Origin of the sequence: Lipingzhangella halophila, from assembly GCF_014203805.1 — a bacterium.
GTDB classification, from domain to species: Bacteria; Actinomycetota; Actinomycetes; order Streptosporangiales; family Streptosporangiaceae; genus Lipingzhangella; species Lipingzhangella halophila.
Genome location: NZ_JACHJT010000002.1, coordinates 658,782 through 675,982 on the forward strand (window position 1 = coordinate 658,782; position 17,201 = coordinate 675,982).

19 protein-coding genes are annotated in these 17,201 nt (G+C 70.4%); 13 read left to right on the top strand and 6 right to left on the bottom strand.

Translation table 11 applies throughout. From position 1 onward, the window contains the following. Window positions 1-47: 47 nt before the first annotated feature. The 5 genes from F4561_RS30030 to F4561_RS30050 are packed head-to-tail and all read left to right on the top strand — an operon-like array spanning window position 48 to window position 4,200. The gene (locus F4561_RS30030; protein WP_184585071.1) at window positions 48-1,031 is read left to right on the top strand and encodes a fumarylacetoacetate hydrolase family protein; all 984 of its coding nucleotides are present in this window, start codon (window positions 48-50) and stop codon (window positions 1,029-1,031) included. Beyond that, window positions 1,028-1,180: a hypothetical protein gene (locus F4561_RS30035; protein WP_184585072.1), complete on the top strand. Its 153-nt coding sequence runs from the start codon at window positions 1,028-1,030 to the stop codon at window positions 1,178-1,180. The genes F4561_RS30030 and F4561_RS30035 overlap by 4 nt, the downstream gene beginning before the upstream one ends. Beyond that, entirely contained in the window at window positions 1,174-2,226 is a 1,053-nt protein-coding gene (locus F4561_RS30040) for an amidohydrolase family protein (protein ID WP_184585073.1), read from the top strand. The genes F4561_RS30035 and F4561_RS30040 overlap by 7 nt, the downstream gene beginning before the upstream one ends. A gap of 11 nt (window positions 2,227-2,237) precedes the next feature. After that, window positions 2,238-3,176, top strand: coding sequence for a VOC family protein (locus F4561_RS30045; protein WP_184585074.1), 939 nt, complete (start codon window positions 2,238-2,240; stop codon window positions 3,174-3,176). 58 nt (window positions 3,177-3,234) lie between these two features. Then, the gene (locus F4561_RS30050) at window positions 3,235-4,200 is read left to right on the top strand and encodes a fumarylacetoacetate hydrolase family protein (RefSeq protein WP_184585075.1); all 966 of its coding nucleotides are present in this window, start codon (window positions 3,235-3,237) and stop codon (window positions 4,198-4,200) included. A 36-nt stretch (window positions 4,201-4,236) separates the two neighbouring features. On the opposite strand, the gene F4561_RS30055 is transcribed toward F4561_RS30050, so the two are convergent. Next, window positions 4,237-4,773 carry a hypothetical protein gene (locus F4561_RS30055; protein ID WP_184585076.1) on the bottom strand — a complete coding sequence of 179 codons (537 nt, stop codon included), beginning with the start codon at window positions 4,771-4,773 and terminating at the stop codon, window positions 4,237-4,239. 147 nt (window positions 4,774-4,920) lie between these two features. Between F4561_RS30055 and F4561_RS30060 the strand changes: the two genes are divergently transcribed. Both F4561_RS30060 and F4561_RS30065 read left to right on the top strand, forming a co-directional pair. Beyond that, complete coding sequence (locus F4561_RS30060) at window positions 4,921-5,643, top strand: response regulator transcription factor (RefSeq protein ID WP_184585077.1); 723 nt, start codon at window positions 4,921-4,923, stop codon at window positions 5,641-5,643. After that, entirely contained in the window at window positions 5,640-6,914 is a 1,275-nt protein-coding gene (locus tag F4561_RS30065; protein ID WP_184585078.1) for a sensor histidine kinase, read from the top strand. The genes F4561_RS30060 and F4561_RS30065 overlap by 4 nt, the downstream gene beginning before the upstream one ends. Here F4561_RS30065 and F4561_RS30070 read toward each other — a convergent pair. Further along, complete coding sequence (locus tag F4561_RS30070) at window positions 6,901-7,749, bottom strand: VTC domain-containing protein (protein WP_184585079.1); 849 nt, start codon at window positions 7,747-7,749, stop codon at window positions 6,901-6,903. The two genes, F4561_RS30065 and F4561_RS30070, sit on opposite strands and share 14 nt — an antisense overlap. Then, window positions 7,746-8,360, bottom strand: a complete 615-nt coding sequence (locus tag F4561_RS30075; protein WP_184585367.1) for a DUF4956 domain-containing protein — start codon at window positions 8,358-8,360, stop codon at window positions 7,746-7,748. Before F4561_RS30075 ends, F4561_RS30070 begins: the two co-directional genes overlap by 4 nt. A 284-nt stretch (window positions 8,361-8,644) precedes the next feature. Here F4561_RS30075 and F4561_RS30080 point away from each other — a divergent pair, with 284 nt between their 5' ends. Beyond that, a complete protein-coding gene (locus tag F4561_RS30080; RefSeq protein ID WP_184585080.1) occupies window positions 8,645-9,235 on the top strand; it encodes a Dps family protein in 591 nt (196 codons plus the stop codon). Window positions 9,236-9,366: 131 nt separating this feature from the next. Here the strand turns inward: F4561_RS30080 and F4561_RS30085 are convergent, their stop codons facing one another. Continuing rightward, window positions 9,367-9,873, bottom strand: a complete 507-nt coding sequence (locus tag F4561_RS30085; RefSeq protein WP_184585081.1) for a GNAT family N-acetyltransferase — start codon at window positions 9,871-9,873, stop codon at window positions 9,367-9,369. A gap of 204 nt (window positions 9,874-10,077) precedes the next feature. Continuing rightward, complete coding sequence (locus tag F4561_RS30090; RefSeq protein ID WP_184585082.1) at window positions 10,078-10,344, bottom strand: GntR family transcriptional regulator; 267 nt, start codon at window positions 10,342-10,344, stop codon at window positions 10,078-10,080. A gap of 153 nt (window positions 10,345-10,497) precedes the next feature. Between F4561_RS30090 and F4561_RS30095 the strand changes: the two genes are divergently transcribed. Then, window positions 10,498-10,767 carry a hypothetical protein gene (locus tag F4561_RS30095; protein ID WP_184585083.1) on the top strand — a complete coding sequence of 90 codons (270 nt, stop codon included), beginning with the start codon at window positions 10,498-10,500 and terminating at the stop codon, window positions 10,765-10,767. A gap of 731 nt (window positions 10,768-11,498) precedes the next feature. Beyond that, window positions 11,499-12,467 carry a TIGR03557 family F420-dependent LLM class oxidoreductase gene (locus F4561_RS30100; protein WP_184585084.1) on the top strand — a complete coding sequence of 323 codons (969 nt, stop codon included), beginning with the start codon at window positions 11,499-11,501 and terminating at the stop codon, window positions 12,465-12,467. Between the two features lie 206 nt (window positions 12,468-12,673). Here F4561_RS30100 and F4561_RS30105 read toward each other — a convergent pair whose 3' ends face one another. Further along, window positions 12,674-13,405 (bottom strand): phosphatase PAP2 family protein, encoded by a 732-nt coding sequence (locus F4561_RS30105; RefSeq protein ID WP_312885719.1) that lies wholly within the window; start codon window positions 13,403-13,405, stop codon window positions 12,674-12,676. Between the two features lie 666 nt (window positions 13,406-14,071). On the opposite strand from F4561_RS30105, the gene F4561_RS30110 reads away from it, so the two are divergent. From F4561_RS30110 to F4561_RS30120, 3 genes are all read left to right on the top strand, one after another. After that, on the top strand, window positions 14,072-14,749 hold the full coding sequence (locus tag F4561_RS30110; protein WP_184585369.1) for a GntR family transcriptional regulator: 678 nt from the start codon (window positions 14,072-14,074) through the stop codon (window positions 14,747-14,749). A gap of 326 nt (window positions 14,750-15,075) precedes the next feature. After that, window positions 15,076-16,185, top strand: a complete 1,110-nt coding sequence (pdhA, locus tag F4561_RS30115; RefSeq protein ID WP_184585085.1) for a pyruvate dehydrogenase (acetyl-transferring) E1 component subunit alpha — start codon at window positions 15,076-15,078, stop codon at window positions 16,183-16,185. A gap of 17 nt (window positions 16,186-16,202) precedes the next feature. Then, complete coding sequence (locus F4561_RS30120) at window positions 16,203-17,201, top strand: alpha-ketoacid dehydrogenase subunit beta (RefSeq protein WP_184585086.1); 999 nt, start codon at window positions 16,203-16,205, stop codon at window positions 17,199-17,201.

A 17,201-nucleotide genomic window follows, 5' to 3' on the forward strand; every position in this document is an offset into this window, starting at 1 on the left:
TACACAGTGGAGGACGCCTCACCTTTTCCAGCTCTTCGGAGGTCTTCGTGGCGCGTCCTCTTCCGCCTCCCAGCCCGCGGTTCGCCCTCGGCACGTTCGCCACCGCGGACGCACCGCCCTTCGCCGGCCTGGTCAGCGACGACCGGGTGGTTGAGCTGACCGGCGCCGTTCCCGGCGGCGGGAGCGTCCGCCAGCTCCTGGACACCTGGGACGACACGCTCGCGGCGCTGGACGCCCTGACGCGCCGCCCGGACCTGCCGTGGCTGGACCTCGCGGACCTGCGGGTCCTGCCCCCGTTCGTTCCCGGCCAGGTGATCCAGTCCGGCGCGAACTACCGCACGCACGTCATCGACCTCGTCGCGGCGCATCGCGAGGCCGACGACCCGCGCGGCGAGGACGAGGCGCGGGCCGACGCGGCCGCGATGATGGACCGCCGCGCCGCCGAGGGCGAGCCCTACCTGTTCGCCGGGCTGCCCTCGGCCGTGTGCGGCCCCTATGACGACGTGGTGCTTCCCGGATACAGCGACTCCCACGACTGGGAGCTGGAGCTCGCCGCGGTCATCGGCCGGCCCGCGTTCCGCGTCACTCCGGAGGACGCGCTCGACCACGTGGCCGGCTACACCATCGCCAACGACATCACCACCCGCGACCTCGTCTTCCGCCGCGACATGCCCGAGATCGGCACCGACTGGCTACGCGCGAAGAACGCGCCGACGTTCCTGCCCCTCGGCCCGTACCTGGTGCCGGCCGCCCGCGCCGGCGACCCCGCCGACCTGCGCGTGCGGCTCAGCCTCAACGGCGAGGCCATGCAGGACGAGTCGACCGGGGACATGGTCTTCGGTGTCGCCCAGCTTGTCTCGGCGGCGTCCCGCACCGTGCCGCTCCACCCAGGCGACCTGGTGCTCACCGGCAGCCCGGCCGGTAACGGGATGCACTGGGGCCGGCTGCTCAAGGACGGAGACACCATGGAGGGCAGCATCACGGGCCTGGGAACCCAGCGGAACCGCTGTGTCGCGGAGGGGGACCGATGACCGGCACCGACCCGGCCAAGCCCGAGGAGGCCATCGCCGCCGCGGCGGACCGGTACCGCAACCGGGGCCGCTGGGGTGCCGACGGCTCCGCGGGCACCCCCGGACCGGTGCACCGCACCCTGACGATGCTCCCGGAGTCCACGTGCTGAGTGACCAACCCGACCAACCCGGCCCTCCCACTGTCGACGCGCACGCCCACGTCCTGCTGCCCACCGTCGAGTCCCTGGTCGGCGGCGAGCCGGGGTTGGCCGCGCACCGGGAGCTGGACGCGCTGCGCAACGGTGCGGAAGCCATGAGGGTCAGCGGGGAAATGATCGCCACCCGATGGCCGCGGCTGACCGACGTCGACACCCGGTTGGCGGATATGGACGCCGCCGGAGTGGACATCCAGATCCTCAGCCCGTCCCCCTCGCACTACCACTACTGGGCCGGCCCCGATCTGGCGCAGCAGGTCACGACCACGGCCAACGAGGCGGTCGCCGAGCACTGCGCCAAGGCTCCCGACCGGCTGCGCGGGATCGGCCTGGCGCCCCTGCAGCACCCCGGCTCGGCGGTCGCCGCTCTCGAACACGCGGTGGCCGAGTGCGGGCTGGCGGGCGTGGAGATCTCCTCGCACGCCCCCGAACCGGGCGGCGACGGCACCGTCGAGCTGTCCGACCCGCGCCTGGAGCAGTTCTGGGCGCGCGCCGCCGAGCTCAACGCCGTAGTGTTCCTGCACCCGTTCGGCTGCACCCTCGGCAGCCGCCTGGACCGCTGGTACCTCAGCAACATCGCCGGCCAGCCGGTCGAGAACGCTGTTGCCCTGTCCCATCTGATCTTCTCCGGCGTGCTCGACCGCCACCCGGAGCTGCGTCTGCTGGCCGCGCACGGCGGCGGTTACCTGCCCACCCACCTGGGACGCGCCGACCACGGCTGGGAGGTGCGGCCCGACGCGCGCGGCTGCGCCGAGCCACCCAGCAGTTACCTGCCCCGGCTGTGGTTCGACTCCCTGGTGCACACGCCCGAAGCGCTGCGGGCCCTGGTGGCCGCGGTGGGCGCCGACCGGGTCGTGCTCGGCTCCGACCACCCCTTCGACATGGGAGTGGACGACCCCGTAGCGCGGCTGGAACAGGCCGGGCTGCCCGAAAGCGCGACCCGCGCCATCCGCGGGGCCACCGCCGCCGCCCTGTTCGCCCTCGAACCGACCACTCGCTGAGGAGGAGCGCCATGCCTGACCGTCTCATCACCCACCTGCGCCATGTCGCGCTGGCCGTGCCCGACTACGACAAGCAGCACACGTTCTTCACCGACACCTGGGGACTGAGCGAGGTCGCCAACGACAGCGGTGTCTCCTTCCTGGCCGCTGAGGGCTCGCCCGAGCAGTACATCGTCCGGCTGCGCAAGGCCGACGAGAAACGGATCGACCTGGTCTCCTTCGGCGCCGCCACCCCCGAGGACGTCGACGCGCTGGCCGCACGCCTGGTGGCGGACGATGTCCGGATCGTCAGCGAACCCGGGCCGGTGGACACTCCTGGGGGCGGCTACGGCTTCCGGTTCTTCGACATCGACGGCCGCACCGTCGAGGTCTCCAGTGATGTCGCCACCCGCCAGCACCGCAGGGTGGAGGAACGCGAGGCGGTGCCGGTGCGGCTCTCCCACGTGGTGCTCAACTCCACCGACATCAACCGCACCCGCCAGTGGTACGAGCGCCACCTCGGTTTCGCGTTGTCGGACTCGCTCAGCTCGCCGCACATGGGCGAGCTGATGCACTTCATGCGGTGCAACCCGCAGCACCACAGCCTGGCCATCGCCAAGGCGCCGCACCCCTCGCTGCACCACATCTCCTTCGAGATGCGCGGCATCGACGAGTACATGCGCGGCACCGGCCGGCTGCTGCGCTCCGGCATCCGCAAGATCTGGGGTCCGGGGCGCCACCTGGCCGGCGACAACACGTTCTCCTACTTCCTCGACCCGCACGGCAACACCCTGGAGTACACCACCGAGCTGGAGCTCCTGGACGAGGACGCCTGGCACCCGCACGTCTACGACTTCACCCAGCCCGAGGTCACCGACCAGTGGGGCACCGCCAACCCGATGGACGAGTTCGTCGCCAAGGAGTCGTTCAACGACCCCGACCGCGGTGTCTTCGTCGCGCCGCCCGTCTGATCCCGCGGGGCGCCCGCCGCGGCGGGCCCTCATCCCCCCACTGCGAGGAAGGAGTGCCGTGCGCCTGGCCACGTTCCGACACCGGGGTGCGCGCCGGAGCGGCGTCGTCTCCGGCGACGCCCTCCACCCGCTGCCCGGCGATCTGACCGCGCTCATCCGCGAGGGCCCCGAGGCCCTCGGCGCCGCCGCCCGCGCCGCGCTGCGCGACCCGGGGACCGTTCCGGTGCCGGAGGCGGGCCTGCTGTCCCCCGTCGATCCGCCCACCGTGCGCGACTTCGTCGCCTTCGAGGAGCACGTGGAAGGTGTCCGCAAGAGTGTCGACGGGGTGGGCGGCGTCCCCGGCGCCTGGTACGACGCGCCCGCGTTCTACTTCACCAACCCCTACGCCGTCGTCGGGACCGGAGCCGACATCGCGGTCCCGCCGGGCTGCTCGGCCCTGGACTTCGAACTGGAGGTGGCGGCCGTCATCGGCGTCGAGGGCAGCGACCTGGCCCCCGAGCGGGCCGGGGCGCACATCGCCGGATACACGGTCCTGAACGACTGGTCGGCGCGCGACCTGCAGTCGGCGGAGATGAAGGTGGGTCTCGGCCCGGCGAAGGGCAAAGACTTCGCCACCACCCTCGGGCCCTGGCTGGTGACTCCCGACGAGCTGGAGCCCTACCGCGACAGCGACGGCTTCCTGCGGCTGGGCATGACCGTCTCGGTCAACGGGGTAGAGATCGGGCGCGACCTGCTGTCCAACATGGGTTGGCCCTTCGAGGAGCTGGTCGCCTACGCCTCCAGGGGAACCGCAGTGCGCCCCGGCGACGTGCTCGGCTCGGGAACCTGCGGCAACGGGGGATGCCTGGCGGAGCTGTGGGGGCGCGACGGCACCGGGGAACCCCCGCCGCTCCAGCCGGGCGACACCGTCACCATGACCGTCGACGGCATCGGCACCATCAGCAACACGGTGGTCGCGGGTGCCGACCCGATCCCGCTTGCCCGGGCACGGCGCCGCGACCGCGCACGCCCGGCCACCGGGTGACGGCGGTCCCGGAGCGCGGCAACAGGGGGCGGCTTCTCAGTCGTCGGACTCGATCGATGCCTGCGGCTCGCCGTCAGCGCAGGTCACGGTGAACTCGAACTCCCCGCCCCCGCCTTCGAACTCCACCTCGACCTCGGGCGCGGGCCCCTGAACAACACTGTCGTCGCTGGAGTACCCCTGCTCCGCGACCCACCACACAAGCTCCGCCAGGCCGTCGTCGGTGCAGCGCGCCCGCACCGTGCCACCATCGCTGGGGAACACGGCCTCGTTCGCCCCGGCGTCCGCGTCGTCGGGAACCGAGTCGAGCTGCCCCGACGGCTGTTCGGCTGTGGGAGCGGCGTCCGGAGTACCCGTGCCCCCACCATTGTCGGCGGAGTCCTCGGTGTCCCCGGTTGGACCGCTGCTCACCGCGGTGGGCGCGTCGGCGAGCTCGTCCTGTACCTCCTCGGCGGTCATCGGCTGCGCGGGATGCGAGAAGAGGCCGCCGCGCGCGACCCCGACCGCTGCGACGCTCGCGGCAACGGCGATCGCCGCGGCCAGCACCCACCCGGTCACGATGTATTTCGTTCTCATGGTCGCCAGCCTCCCCGAGCCCGGGATAACGGCATGCTAAGTCGCCGCTAAGCGTACGGCGGCCCCGGACCGGCGCAGTGCGCCGGTCTCTCGCTGCCGCCGGGCCCGGCCGCCAGAGACCGTGGCACAGTGGCCTAACCTGTGGCCGTGGCGCAGCTTCTGTTGATCGAGGACGACCCCCAGCTCAGAACGGCCCTGACACGATCGTTGACCGAACTGGGCCACGCGGTCGCCACCGCCGCCGGCGCCATGCCCGGCCTGCACAGCGCCGTGGACGCCGCCCCGGACCTGATCATCCTCGACCTTGGCCTTCCCGACGTCGACGGCACCGAGATGCTGCGGATGCTCCGGGGCGTCAGCGACGTCCCCGTCATCGTCGCCACGGCCCGCGACGACGAGAACGAGATCATCCGGGTGCTCAACACGGGCGCCGACGACTATGTGGTCAAACCGTTCACCGCCCGCCAGATCGACGCCCGCGTGCGGGCGGTCCTGCGGCGCTCCCCCGGCAACGCCGGCACCGACGAGAGCATCACCATCGAGTCGCTGTGGATCGACCCCCGCAGCCGGGAGGCACGCCTCGCCGACCGGCCGCTGGACCTCAGTCCCAAGGAGTTCGACCTGCTGTACTACCTCGCGTCGAACGCCGGCAGCGTCGTCTCCAAGCGGCAACTCCTCACCGAGGTCTGGGGCGCGCCGTACGGCGGCGCGGACAAAACGGTCGACGTCCACGTCGCCTGGCTGCGCCGCAAGCTCGGCGAGTCCGCGCAGTCCCCGCGGTTCCTGCGCACCGTTCGCGGCGTCGGCATCAAGCTGGTCGCACCGGACGCGGCGGAACCGGCCGGGCCCACCTCCCGGGAGCCATCGTGAGGCGGCGCCTGACCGTGCTGGTCGCGGCGACCGTGACCCTGGTCCTGATCGCGTTCTCGGTACCGCTCGGGCTGCTGCTCCGCACGGTCGCCAGCGACCGGGCGGTCTCCAGCGCCGCGCAGGATGCCGAGGCACTGTCGGCGGTGGTGGCCACCGCCGACCAGGACACCGTTCGGGCCTCGGTCGACCGGATGAACGCCGTGACCGACCACCCGGTAACCGTCTACTGGCCCGACGGGACCGTCATCGGCGCCGACGCACCGCGCTCGGAGGCGGTGGAGCTGGCCGCGACCGGGCGCAGCATCACCGCCGAGGCTCCGGGCGGCCGGGAGATCCTGTTCGGGGTGCAGGGACTCCCCGAGGGGACCGCGGTCATTCGCAGCTACGTGGCCGACAGCGAACTGACCGAGGGCGTCGGCCGCGCCTGGGTCATCCTGGGAGTGCTGGTGCTGGCGCTGCTCGCGTTCGGGCTGCTGCTTGCCGATCGGCTGGCCCGCGTGCTGCTCGTCCCGCTGGCGGAGCTGTCGCAGGTGTCGCACCGGCTCGCCGGGGGCGACCTCGAAGCGCGGGCGCGCGTCAGCGGCCCCGCCGAGCTGCGCGAGGTGGGGGCGGCGCTGAACGGGTTGGCCGGCCGGATCCGCGACCTGCTCGCAGCGGAGCGGGAACGGGTCGCCGATCTCTCGCACCGGCTCCGCACCCCTGTCACCACCCTGCGCCTGGAAGCCGAAGCGCTCAACGACCCGCGCGAACGCGAGACCATCGAGTCGGCCGCCAACGACGTCCAGCGGGCGGTGGACGCGGCCATCAACGCCGCCCGGAGCCCCACCCGAGCCGACCCTTCATGCGACGCCGCGGAGGTGGTCGCCGAACGCGTCGAGTTCTGGTCGGTACTCGCGGAGGAGACATCCCGCGCACTGGAGGCCGACCCGGCCCCCGGCCCGCTCCCCGTCCAGGTCAGTGCGGAGGACCTCGCGGCGGCGATGGATGCGCTGCTCGGGAACGTCTTCGCGCACACCCCGGACGGGACACCGTTCGCGGTGCACCTCACCGCGCGTCCCGAAGGCGGAGCGGTCATCGAGGTAAGCGACGAAGGACCCGGGATGCCCGCAGCGGACCGGGCCGAGCTGGCGCAGCGAGGCCACAGCGGCGGAGGGTCCACGGGTCTCGGGCTGGACATCGTACGGCGGACGGCGGTGGCGTCCGGAGGCGGTACCGAGCTCGGCACGGGCCCCGGAGGAACCGGGACCCTGATCACGGTCACGCTGGGGTAGCCAGCACAGCCGGGCTGTGCCCCGCGCCCGGGCCGGCACGGCGCGCCGCCTCCCCGAACCAGCGGCGCAGCGCCCGGTTCCACGGGTTCGCGGCGAGCTGGTGGAGCACCGCGATCGCCATGCAGTACTTGCTCATGCGCAGCGGGCGCGCCCCCAGGGACCACAGGATGCGGTCGGCGGCCCCTCCTTGGGCGGCGGACTTCGTCTCCACCGCCCACATGGGCAGCGCCTCGACCCGCCGCCCGGACGCACCGCAGACCAGCCCGGTGTCCAGCGTGACCCGGGCGGCGCCCGAGCGCTGGACCAGGGTGTGCCGCAGATAACTCGTGGTGGCGGCCGGGACGAGCCCGGTCGGCGGGGCGACCCGGTAGGTGGCCCGCAGCACATCCTCCAGGAAGACCAGCGCCTCCCACGTCAGATGGCCGGCGTGCGCGGGCTGGTAGGCAAGGCGCTCCTTGGCCGTCGTGTTCCGGGCCCCTTCCAGCTTGACCTCGAAGGCGCAGTCGCCGGTGTCGGAGTACATCCGGGTGCGGATCTTGTACCTGCGCCTGCGGCCCTGCCGATGGTGCTGAAAGGTACGCAGGTCGGGGGTATCGAAGTAGGTCGAGACGTACCGGAACTCCCTCCTCCCGCCGATCTCCAGGCACGACCAGTCGTCCTGCTCGGCCAGCCGGGCGGCGAAGGCCGCGTAGGTCTGCGGCGTCACCAGGTACTTGGCGTCGAAACGGGTCTGCAGGCCGGCACGCGCGTTCACCTCGTCCAGGTCTATGGCGGGGAACAGCCCCGCCTCGGTGGCGCGAGCGGGGGCAGCGTTGGCGTTGGCACTCGTCCTCATCGGTCCGCCGCCGCGAACGGCGCGGGGACGGTTACGGCGTTCGCGCGGTCGGGCGGTGCCGCCGCAAGGGGCGCGAGGCGGCGGTACCGCACATCCACGGTCATGGTCTCCCGCACATAGTCCACCTCGTTGACCATCACCCGCAGCACCCGGCCGTTGAGCCGCCGCTGCAGGTCGGCGCGGAGCTCCTGGTCGCAGCCGTGCACGGTGTCGAGGACCAGCGTTCGCCACTCCATCCCCCTGGCCAGCCTCGGGTGGTCGGCCACGTACATCGTCGCCAGCAGCAGCAGGCTGAGCCCGACCGCCGCGAGCGGCGTGCTCGCCCCAATCCCGTTCACCAGCCCCAGCGCCAACGAGACGAAGTAGTAGGCCACCTCGCGCTGGCTGATCTCGTCCGAGCGGAGCCGGATGATGGACAGCACAGCAAACAGTCCGAACGCCATGGCCAGCTCGACCTGCTGGTTGAACATCAGCGCCGAGATCGCGAACACGCCGACATTCAGCGCGACAAAGGCGAACATCAGGTCTGCTCGGCGGTGCCGGACGAAGTAGATCGCATACGCGAGCACCGCGATCGCCACCAGGTTTACGGGTAGCGCGAGCAAGATCATCACGCTCAAAGGAGTCCTCCTCGGTCGTGCCGGGCGCGGCGGTGCCGTGCCGCACCGGCGCCATCCGGCAACAGACGCTAGGACCGGCCCGGTTAAGGCGTGACTAAGAGGTGAATAAGCGCCGAACAGGGGGTGGGGAGGGCGGACTGTTAGCCGAGTAACAGCAGATATTGCCCGGCCATGACGCGGTATTAGCCACTGGTGGGGGTAGCGGGAAGAAAAATGGCAGATGGTGACGCGCACGCTGGGAAGCGCCCAGGAAACCCTATGTAAGGAGGTGCGCAATGGCGGTCGAATCCTCCGCCAAAGCCGCGGAGCACCACGGCAGCCAACCAGCGCTACACCAGAAGGGTGAGGAGATCCAGAGCTTCGGGACGGTCCGGCAACTGCCGGTGGGACTGTCCCACGACGCGCGGATGTACTCCTGCCAGCGCCTCAACAAGATCCTGGCCGACACCCAGATCCTGTACAGCTTGTACAAGAAGCACCACTGGTTGATGCGGGGGCCGACCTTCTACCAGTTGCACCTGCTACTCGACAAGCACGCCGGCGAGCAGTTGACGCTGGTGGACGCACTCGCGGAACGCGTACAGACACTCGGTGGCGTCGCGGTCGGCGACCCGCGGCACGTGGCCGAACTGACGGTGATCCCCCGCCCGCCGAACGGGGCGGAGGAGATCCCCGCGATGCTGTCGCGCCTGCTGGAAGCGCACGAGACGATCCTCGTCGCGTCGCACGACGCCGCCGCCAAGGCGGCAGAACAGGGCGATGACGGCACCAACGACCTACTCGTCTCCCAGGTCGTCCGCACCGGCGAACTGCAGGCCTGGTTCCTGGCCGAGCATCTGGTCGAGACGCCACTGGTGCGCGCCTGACCCGGGTGGAGCGTCGCCAGCGCCACCCGCCTGGTTCGCCGGCGGCACGCCCACGGGCCCAGGCGGGGCCGGTGCCGTGCTCGGGACCGGCCCCACTTTTCTCGCCTGAGGCGGCCGGGAGCGCGGCGGTATCAGAACAGTTCGCGGCACAACACGACTCGCGGCGCGACTAGCAGGCCCTCCTCGGCGCGCCACTGGGCGGCGAGCTCGGCGCCCCACTGCTCGCGGGGCAGCTCCGTGAAGCCCATACGCGCGTACCACGGCCCGTTGAACGGCACGTCCCGGAAGGTCGTCAGGGTCATCGCGGCCAGCCCGCGCCCGGCCGCGTCGGCGCACGCCGCCTCCAGCAGCGCGCTGCCCACACCCCGCCGCCCGTAGTCGGGGTGCACGCTGATCTCCGCCAGGTGCGCGTGCCCGTCCAGCTCGACCAACTGCGCGAAGCCGACAGCCAGCGGACCGCCCTCGGGCCCCGGAAACTCGGCGACGAGGAGCCGGCCGGCGCCGGAAAGCTCCGCCTCCGGATCGTCGGGAGGCAGGTCCAGGCCGGCCTGCCCGAAGAGGGCGAACGCGGCGCGGGAGACCTCCGCCAGGCGGGGAACGTCGGCGGGCCCGCCGATCCGGATCTCGGCACTGGTCACGGTGAGCTCCTGCGGTATCGGCGTCGAACGGATGACCCGGCCATCGTTCGACCGCAGCGCGCAGCGGCGCAACCGGTTTTCCCATTACCGCGGCGCCGGACGCCCTGACCCCGACCAGACGCGCCGGGCCCCGCGCCGCGCGGGGGAGGAGCGCCTGGTTCCCACCGAGCCGGGCCAACCGCGACGTCCGCGACGAGCAGCGGCCTACTCAGATTCGCCAGGCTCGGCAACGAATGTGCCCTTGCCGTGCACGGTCACGATCAGTCCCCGTTCCCGCAGCTCCTGCATCGCGCGCCGGACGGTCAGATACGCCACGCCGTATTCCTCGGCCAGGACTCGCTCCGAAGGAAGGCGCGCGTTCGTCCGCAGCTCTCCCGACTCGATGCGAGCCGCTATGTGGTCCGCCACGGCGACATAGACGAGCTGCGGCCCCTGCGGGTTGAACTCGGGAACATCATTCTGATTGCTCACGCGAGCAACGTATACCCCTAATGACCAGCAGAAAGTAATAGAAGGCTATACAGAGCTTCAAAGAGCTATGTATAGTACTCACACATAACGAAGCCCCGGCGACAGCGGCAACTGTCCCGGGGCGTGGCCAGCGACTGAATAGGAGTCGATGACGTGAGTGAGCTTATCGGGCGTGCCCGGCGGCGCATAGGCGCCGCCCTGGCCCCGCATCCCGGACGCCACACCCACCGCTGTGCCGCACGCGTACGCCCCTACGCCTGCCGGGTGCCCCACACCCCGACCCCGCCGCCCTACCCGGTACCACCGCGCGCGGCCCTCGTACGGCCCTACGTCCTGGCCACCGAACGCCAACGCGCCCGGACCACGCCCACCCGGGCCGGCGCGGACCTGCTGGCGGACACCGGCGAGGAGGTGCCCGCGTGACCACCCCGCGCCCCGAACGCGAGACGCCCGAGCACGCCGCGGCATGGGCCACCGCCCGCGCCGACCGCCCCGCCCACGACCCGCCGGCCGAAGTGCGCATGCTCACCGACCTGGACACCCCGGCACACCTGGACCCGCCAGCACAACGTGCGCGTCCACCTCATCTCCACCAACGTCGACGGCCGCGCCATCCACGCCGCCCACGCCGGCCCCCACTCCCGCATCGCCAAAGGACCCCCACGAAAACGCATCCGGCACCAAGCAGGCTTCCAGACCTAACAGTGCGGGAGCCCGGCGGTGGCGCATCCGACGGGGGCAGCGACGACAGTGGGTGAGCCGGCCCCCGGGTGATCGTTCCTGGTGCCCGATGGTGACGCGCCCAACGAGGGCAGCGGCGACCGGTGGCGGGACGCAGCGGGGGTGTCCGTGGGGACATTCTCGGCACTGAACATGTCCGCACAGTCAGATTCGATGCCGCGCGAGCCCGCTATGTCCGGATTATGGGAGTACTGTGCGTTGATCTTGAGGAAATGGTTCCTTTGTAGCGCTTGGAAGAAACGATTTCCTCAAGATCGGCGCCCAGGGCCGTCGGCAAGGGGCCCTTCCCTGCCCGGTCGACATCACCGGGGGGACCTGACTACCGTTCGCCCGGCCAGCGTTTCCGCTGGCGAGGGGCCGGATAGCGGCCCCTAATCAACGACGCGAGCGACAACACGCAGGAACACAAGCCAATGAGGATCGGTTATAAGCTCTTCGCGGAAGGTTACTCACCCCAGGAGCTCGTGCGGCAGGCGGAACGCGCCGAGGAGGTCGGGTTCGACTTCGTTGAAGTCAGCGACCACTTCCACCCCTGGCTGTACAGCCACGGCCACTCCGGATTCGCCTGGTCAATCCTTGCCGCCGTGGCCATGCGGACGAGGTGGATCGAACTGGCCACCGGGGTGACGTGTCCCTTCCTGCGCTACCACCCGGCCATCATCGCCCAGGCCGCGGCCACGACCGCGCTACTCTGCGACGGCCGCTTCACGCTGGGACTCGGTTCGGGTGAGCGGCTCAGCGAACACGTCGTCGGCAAGGGGTGGCCGGCGGTCGGCCAGCGTCACGAGATGCTCCGCGAGTCGGTGCAGATCATCCGGCTGCTGTGGTCGGGTGGCTACCACTCGTTCGAGGGGAAGCACCTCCAGCTGGAGGACGCCCAGGTCTTCGACCTTCCCGAGACACCGCCCCGGATCGTCGTGGCGAGCGGTGGCCCCGACTCCGCGAAGATCGCCGCCGAGCACGGCGACGCGATCTTCACCACCGAACCGAGGGCGGATCTCGTCGCGGCCTACAGGGAGGCCGGCGGCGACGGGGCACGCTATGCGGAGGTGCCCCTGGCCTGGGCGGACGACGAGTCCACGGCCCTTCGGTCGGCACGCGAGATGTTCCGCTTCTCGGTGCCCGGCTGGAAGGTCATGGCGGAGCTTCCCAACCCGGTCAACTTCGAGGCGGCGACGGAGCTCGTCACGGAGGACGACATGGCCGGGCCCTTCGGCTACGGCCCGGAGGCCGCGGACCACCTGACCGTGGCACAGCGGTTCGTCGACGCCGGCTTCGACCACCTCACTCTGGTCAACGCCGGCCCCGATCCCGAGGGGTTCTTCGACTTCTTCGCCAAGGAACTGGACGAACCGATCCGCACGCTGACCCCGAACGGGTGAGCCGAGTCGGCGGTCTCGTGCGGGTGCGCCACGGGACACGGCGGACGGGCTGTCAGGCCCTCCAGCGTGCGCCGCGGCGACGGCGAAGGGCGCGGAACCGGGCCCGACGACCCCGCCGAGGACGAAACCGCTGGCTGACCGGGGCCGGCTCTGGTGCGCGGCGGTCGGTGCGCCGCGCCTCCCGGCCAAGGCACGCGCGCAGGACTCTAGTGCGCCGCCGGTCCGCCCGAGTGCACCTGCTGCTGCTCCCGGCCGCCCCAGAAGCTCCCCCCGAGCCAGGGCCACCAGAACCTTGTGCGGCCTTCGGGGATCATGCGGTCGAGCCGGATCGTGAGCCGCAGCGCGAGGCCGCCGGCGATCATCCCGGTCGCGAGGTCGGTGAACCAGTGGAAGTGCAGGTACACCGAAACCGCGGACTGCAGGAGCGCAATCCCGACGATGCACAGGGCGAGGCGCTGCACCACGTGCGGTCGGGCCGCCTTGTAGCGGATGATCATGAACAGCACCAGGCCGTAGATCAGGATGGCGTTGGCGCCGTGCCCCGACGGGAAGGACACCGATCCCAGGTCGGAGAAGAAGCTCGGGTCGTACGTGCGCGGGTGGCTGCGCGAGAACAGCAGCTTCATCGACGCAACGAGGCAGACCATCCCGAACACGCCCACCACGCCGAGGATCACCGGCCGCCAGGACCGGTGGTAGTAGGCAAAGTGCAGCGCCGTCACGCCCAGAACCGGAAGCGCGACGAAACGCGAGGCGACCGTGTCGAGCCATAGGATGAGAAACACCCGGATCTCGTCCCACAGCGGTCGCGGGTACGTGTTTACGAAGTTGTCGATCGGGTGCAGTGGTCCCGCGGCCAGTACCGTCATGGTGAGGAGGGCCACCGCGAGCATGATGGCGGTCTTGTCGGACGCGAGGCCCCACGCGATCTCGCTCACACTCGGCCACGTGACGGTCGAGCCGTTCGGGCGGCGCGTCCGCGTGGTCGGGTACCGCAGCGGACCCGGTAAGGACCGCTCGTTCCGTCTGACCAGGGATACCGGCCGCCCGGCCCTAAACGGCGGCTCCGGTCCGATCCGTGATGTATGCATCATGTGCTCAGTGCTGTCTCACAAATTGTGGGCTGGCCTGCGGCACTCTTGTTGCTCTTGGGGGACGGCTCGCCGCTCGGGCTCGGTTGTCTTGGGATCCTTGGACGTGGACACGCGCAGCTCCCCTCGCGGGAGCGTGTCCGGATCACCGGAGGCGCGGGCTCTCCGGCACGGTCGGCTACTGGGGAGTCGGCGGGCACCGCGCGTCTACCACCCGTTTGGTTGGCATCGCTCCGAAGGCCATCGCCGCTCGGCCCAGTACTACTCGAACATTTCCGACAGCCGAGCATAGCGTCCCACGCCGGTGCGCTGTTCGGCGCCCTGCTGATGATCATGGACTTATCTTGGACTTCGCCTATCCGTCAGGATGTGTGAGAAACGCGTTCACCGGGGCGCAGCCCGAACGTGAGCGATCTGTTAACCACTGGAGTCCGTGCGCTGGGTCCCGTGCGTCCGTGTGGCACTCTGCAAAGAGCCGCTACACCTATGACGCACAGACCAGAAAGGTCGTTGATGGTCGACCTGCCCGAGAGGCCGGATGATCCGGCCCGCCTGTCCCGGAACCCGCTTCGGGAGCAGATCCGGCGGGTGCTCGTGGACGGCCTCCTGGCCGGCCGCTGGCAACCGGGCGAGCGGATCGTCGAACGGCGTGTGGCGGCCGAGCTCAACGTCAGCCAGGCACCGGTGCGCGAGGCACTGCGCGAGCTGGAGGCGCTCCGGTTGATCGAGTCGGTGCCGAACAAGGGAGCCCGGGTCCGCGACTTCGGGGTGGCGGACATGGCCGAGATCTATCCCGTCCGGGCCGGCCTGGAGCTGGTCGCGGCGGAACTCGCCGCGCAGCGCCTGGCCCGCGACCCCCGCCCGCTGGAACGCGAGGTCGAGGCGCTGAAGCGGGCGAGCTCCACCGGCGACATCGAGGAGCAGATCAAGCACAGCGTCGAGTTCCACCGCGAGGTCGTGCGGGCCGCGGGCAACAGCGTGCTGCTGCACACCTGGGAGTCCCTGGGGGTCGAGGTGTGGACTGCCCTCTCGGTGCGCTGGCTCGACATGGAGCTGCACGCCAAGGCAGCGGACCACGCCCGGATCACGGAAGCGTTCCGCAGCAGCGACCCTCAGGTCGGGCGGATGCTCAGTGACCACGTCCTGAACTACGTCGAGGCTGCCCTGCGGACCCGCGACTCCGTCCACTGAGCCACCGGACCCGCGGAAAGGGAGGCCAGAGGATTGATCGATCATCGATCGTTCCGTACAGTGGACGCGGAAACACGCGACCCATGTCACACGAGCACGGTCTACCGTGGGAACGCGAGCCCCCGGCCGCGATGAATGGGCATGGAAGAGGCCGGGAAGCGAGCAAAGAAAGTTCAACTCCACTGAACAGCCACCATGGCGCCCCCGCCGTTGAGCCCGGCGTAGGCGCAAGGGCCCTGGTCACGCCACACAGCGGGCCAGGCGTCGGTTTCGTCGGGCCTACCGGCCCGGTCGGGATCGGCCTAGGGACGTAGAAAGGCACCACTATGGCTGATACGGCCAAGCCGAAAGGCGGCGGCACGGCCAAGGGTTCGAGGGGCCGCCGGCAGAACCAGAAGAACGAGTCCCCGAACCTCGCCGACGAGTCGTCGAAGGACCTCCTCGACCACTACCGTCGAATGCTGCTGATCCGACGGTTCGAGGAACGCACCGGCCAGGCGTACACCCAAGCCCGTATCGGCGGCTACTGCCACCTGAACCTGGGCGAGGAGGCCACCGTCATCGGCCTCACCTCCGCGCTGCACGAACGCGACTACCTGTTCACCAACTACCGCGAGCACGGTTACGCCATCGCGAAGGGCATGAGCCCGCGCGGCGTCATGGCCGAGCTCTACGGGCGCACCACCGGGGTGTCCAAGGGCTGGGGCGGGTCCATGCACATGTTCGACACCGAAACCCGGCTCCTCGGCGGGTACGGCATCGTCGGCGGGCAGCTCCCTCTTGCCACCGGCGCGGCGCTCGCCGTCACCTACCGCGGCGGCGACGAGGTCGTCATGTGCCAGATGGGCGACGGCACCACCAACATCGGCGCCTGGCACGAGTCGCTGAACATCGCCTCCCTGTGGAACCTGCCGATCGTCTACGTGGTGGTGAACAACTTCACCGGTATGGGCACGACCGTGGAGATGGCATCCGCCGAGCCCGACCTGTACAAGCGGGGGTCGGCGTTCCGGATCGAGGGCAAGCGTGTCGACGGCCGCGATGTTCTCGCGGTGCGCGACACCACGACGGAACTGGTCGAGCGCGCCCGCTCCGAGCAGCGCCCCTTCCTGCTCGAAGCGTTCAGCTACCGGATGAAGGGGCACTCGGTGGTCGACCCCGCCAAGTACCGCACCCAGGAGCAGGCGGACGAGGCGCGCGACAGGGCGAACGACCCGGTCGCGATCTTCGCGGAGAAGCTGGAAGAGGCCGGAGTCCTGACCGAGGACACCAAGAAGGAGATCGCCGACTCGGTGCGCGAGGAGGTCGCCGACGCCGCCGATTTCGCCGAGAACAGCCCGCATCCCGACGTCTCCACGCTCTTCGACTACACCTACGCGACCCCCGTGGCCAACGAGTCCAAGCGCATGCCCGCCGACCCGGTGTTCGCAGAGTAGGAAAGGTTAACCGGTACATGTCTGTGATCACCTACCGTCAGGCGCTGCGCGACACGCTGCGGGCCGAGATGCTCCGCGATGAGGACGTCTTCCTCATCGGCGAGGAGATCGGCGTCTTCGAGGGCTCCTACAAGATCACCGAAGGGCTGCTCAAGGAGTTCGGCGAGCGCCGGGTCCGCGACACCCCCATCGCCGAGGAAGGCTTCGTCGGCTCGGCTATCGGCGCGGCCATGCTCGGGCTGCGGCCGGTCGTCGAGGTCATGACGATCAACTTCTCGCTGCTCGCGATCGACCAGATCATCAACCACGCCGCGAAGGTCTACGGCATGTTCGGCGGGCAGACCAGCGTGCCGATGGTCATCCGCACCCCCGGCGGCGGCGGACAGCAGCTCGGCGCGACGCACTCGCAGAACATCGAGCTGTTCTACTCCTTCGTCCCCGGCCTGAAGGTGCTCGCGCCGAGCAACCCCGCTGACGCGGCGGGCATGCTGCGCGCCGCCATCCGCGACGACGACCCGGTGCTGCTGCTGGAGAACCTCGGCCTGTACAACTCCAAGGGCGAGGTCGCCGAGGACGACGAGCCGGTCGCCGAGATCGGCCGCGCCGCGGTCACCCGCGAGGGCTCCGATATCACGCTGATCGGCTACTCGCGTATGGCGGCGCTCGCCACCCAGGTCGCGGAGAACCTGGCCGCCGAGGACATCAGTGTTGAGGTTGTCGACCTGCGCAGTCTCCGCCCCCTCGACCGCGAGACGATCGTGGAGTCGGTGTGCAAGACCGGCTCCGCCGTGATCGCCGAGGACGACTGGCTTACCTACGGGATCGGTGCCGAGCTCGCGGCCACGATCCAGGAGGGCGCGTTCGACTTCCTGGACGCCCCGGTTCGCCGGGTCGCCATGGCCGAAGTGCCCCTGCCGTACGCCAAGCCGCTCGAATCGGCGGCTCTGCCGTCCGCCGAATCGGTCACCACCGCCATCAAGGAGACCCTGAACGCCGTGGGCCGGCGCGTCGGGTGA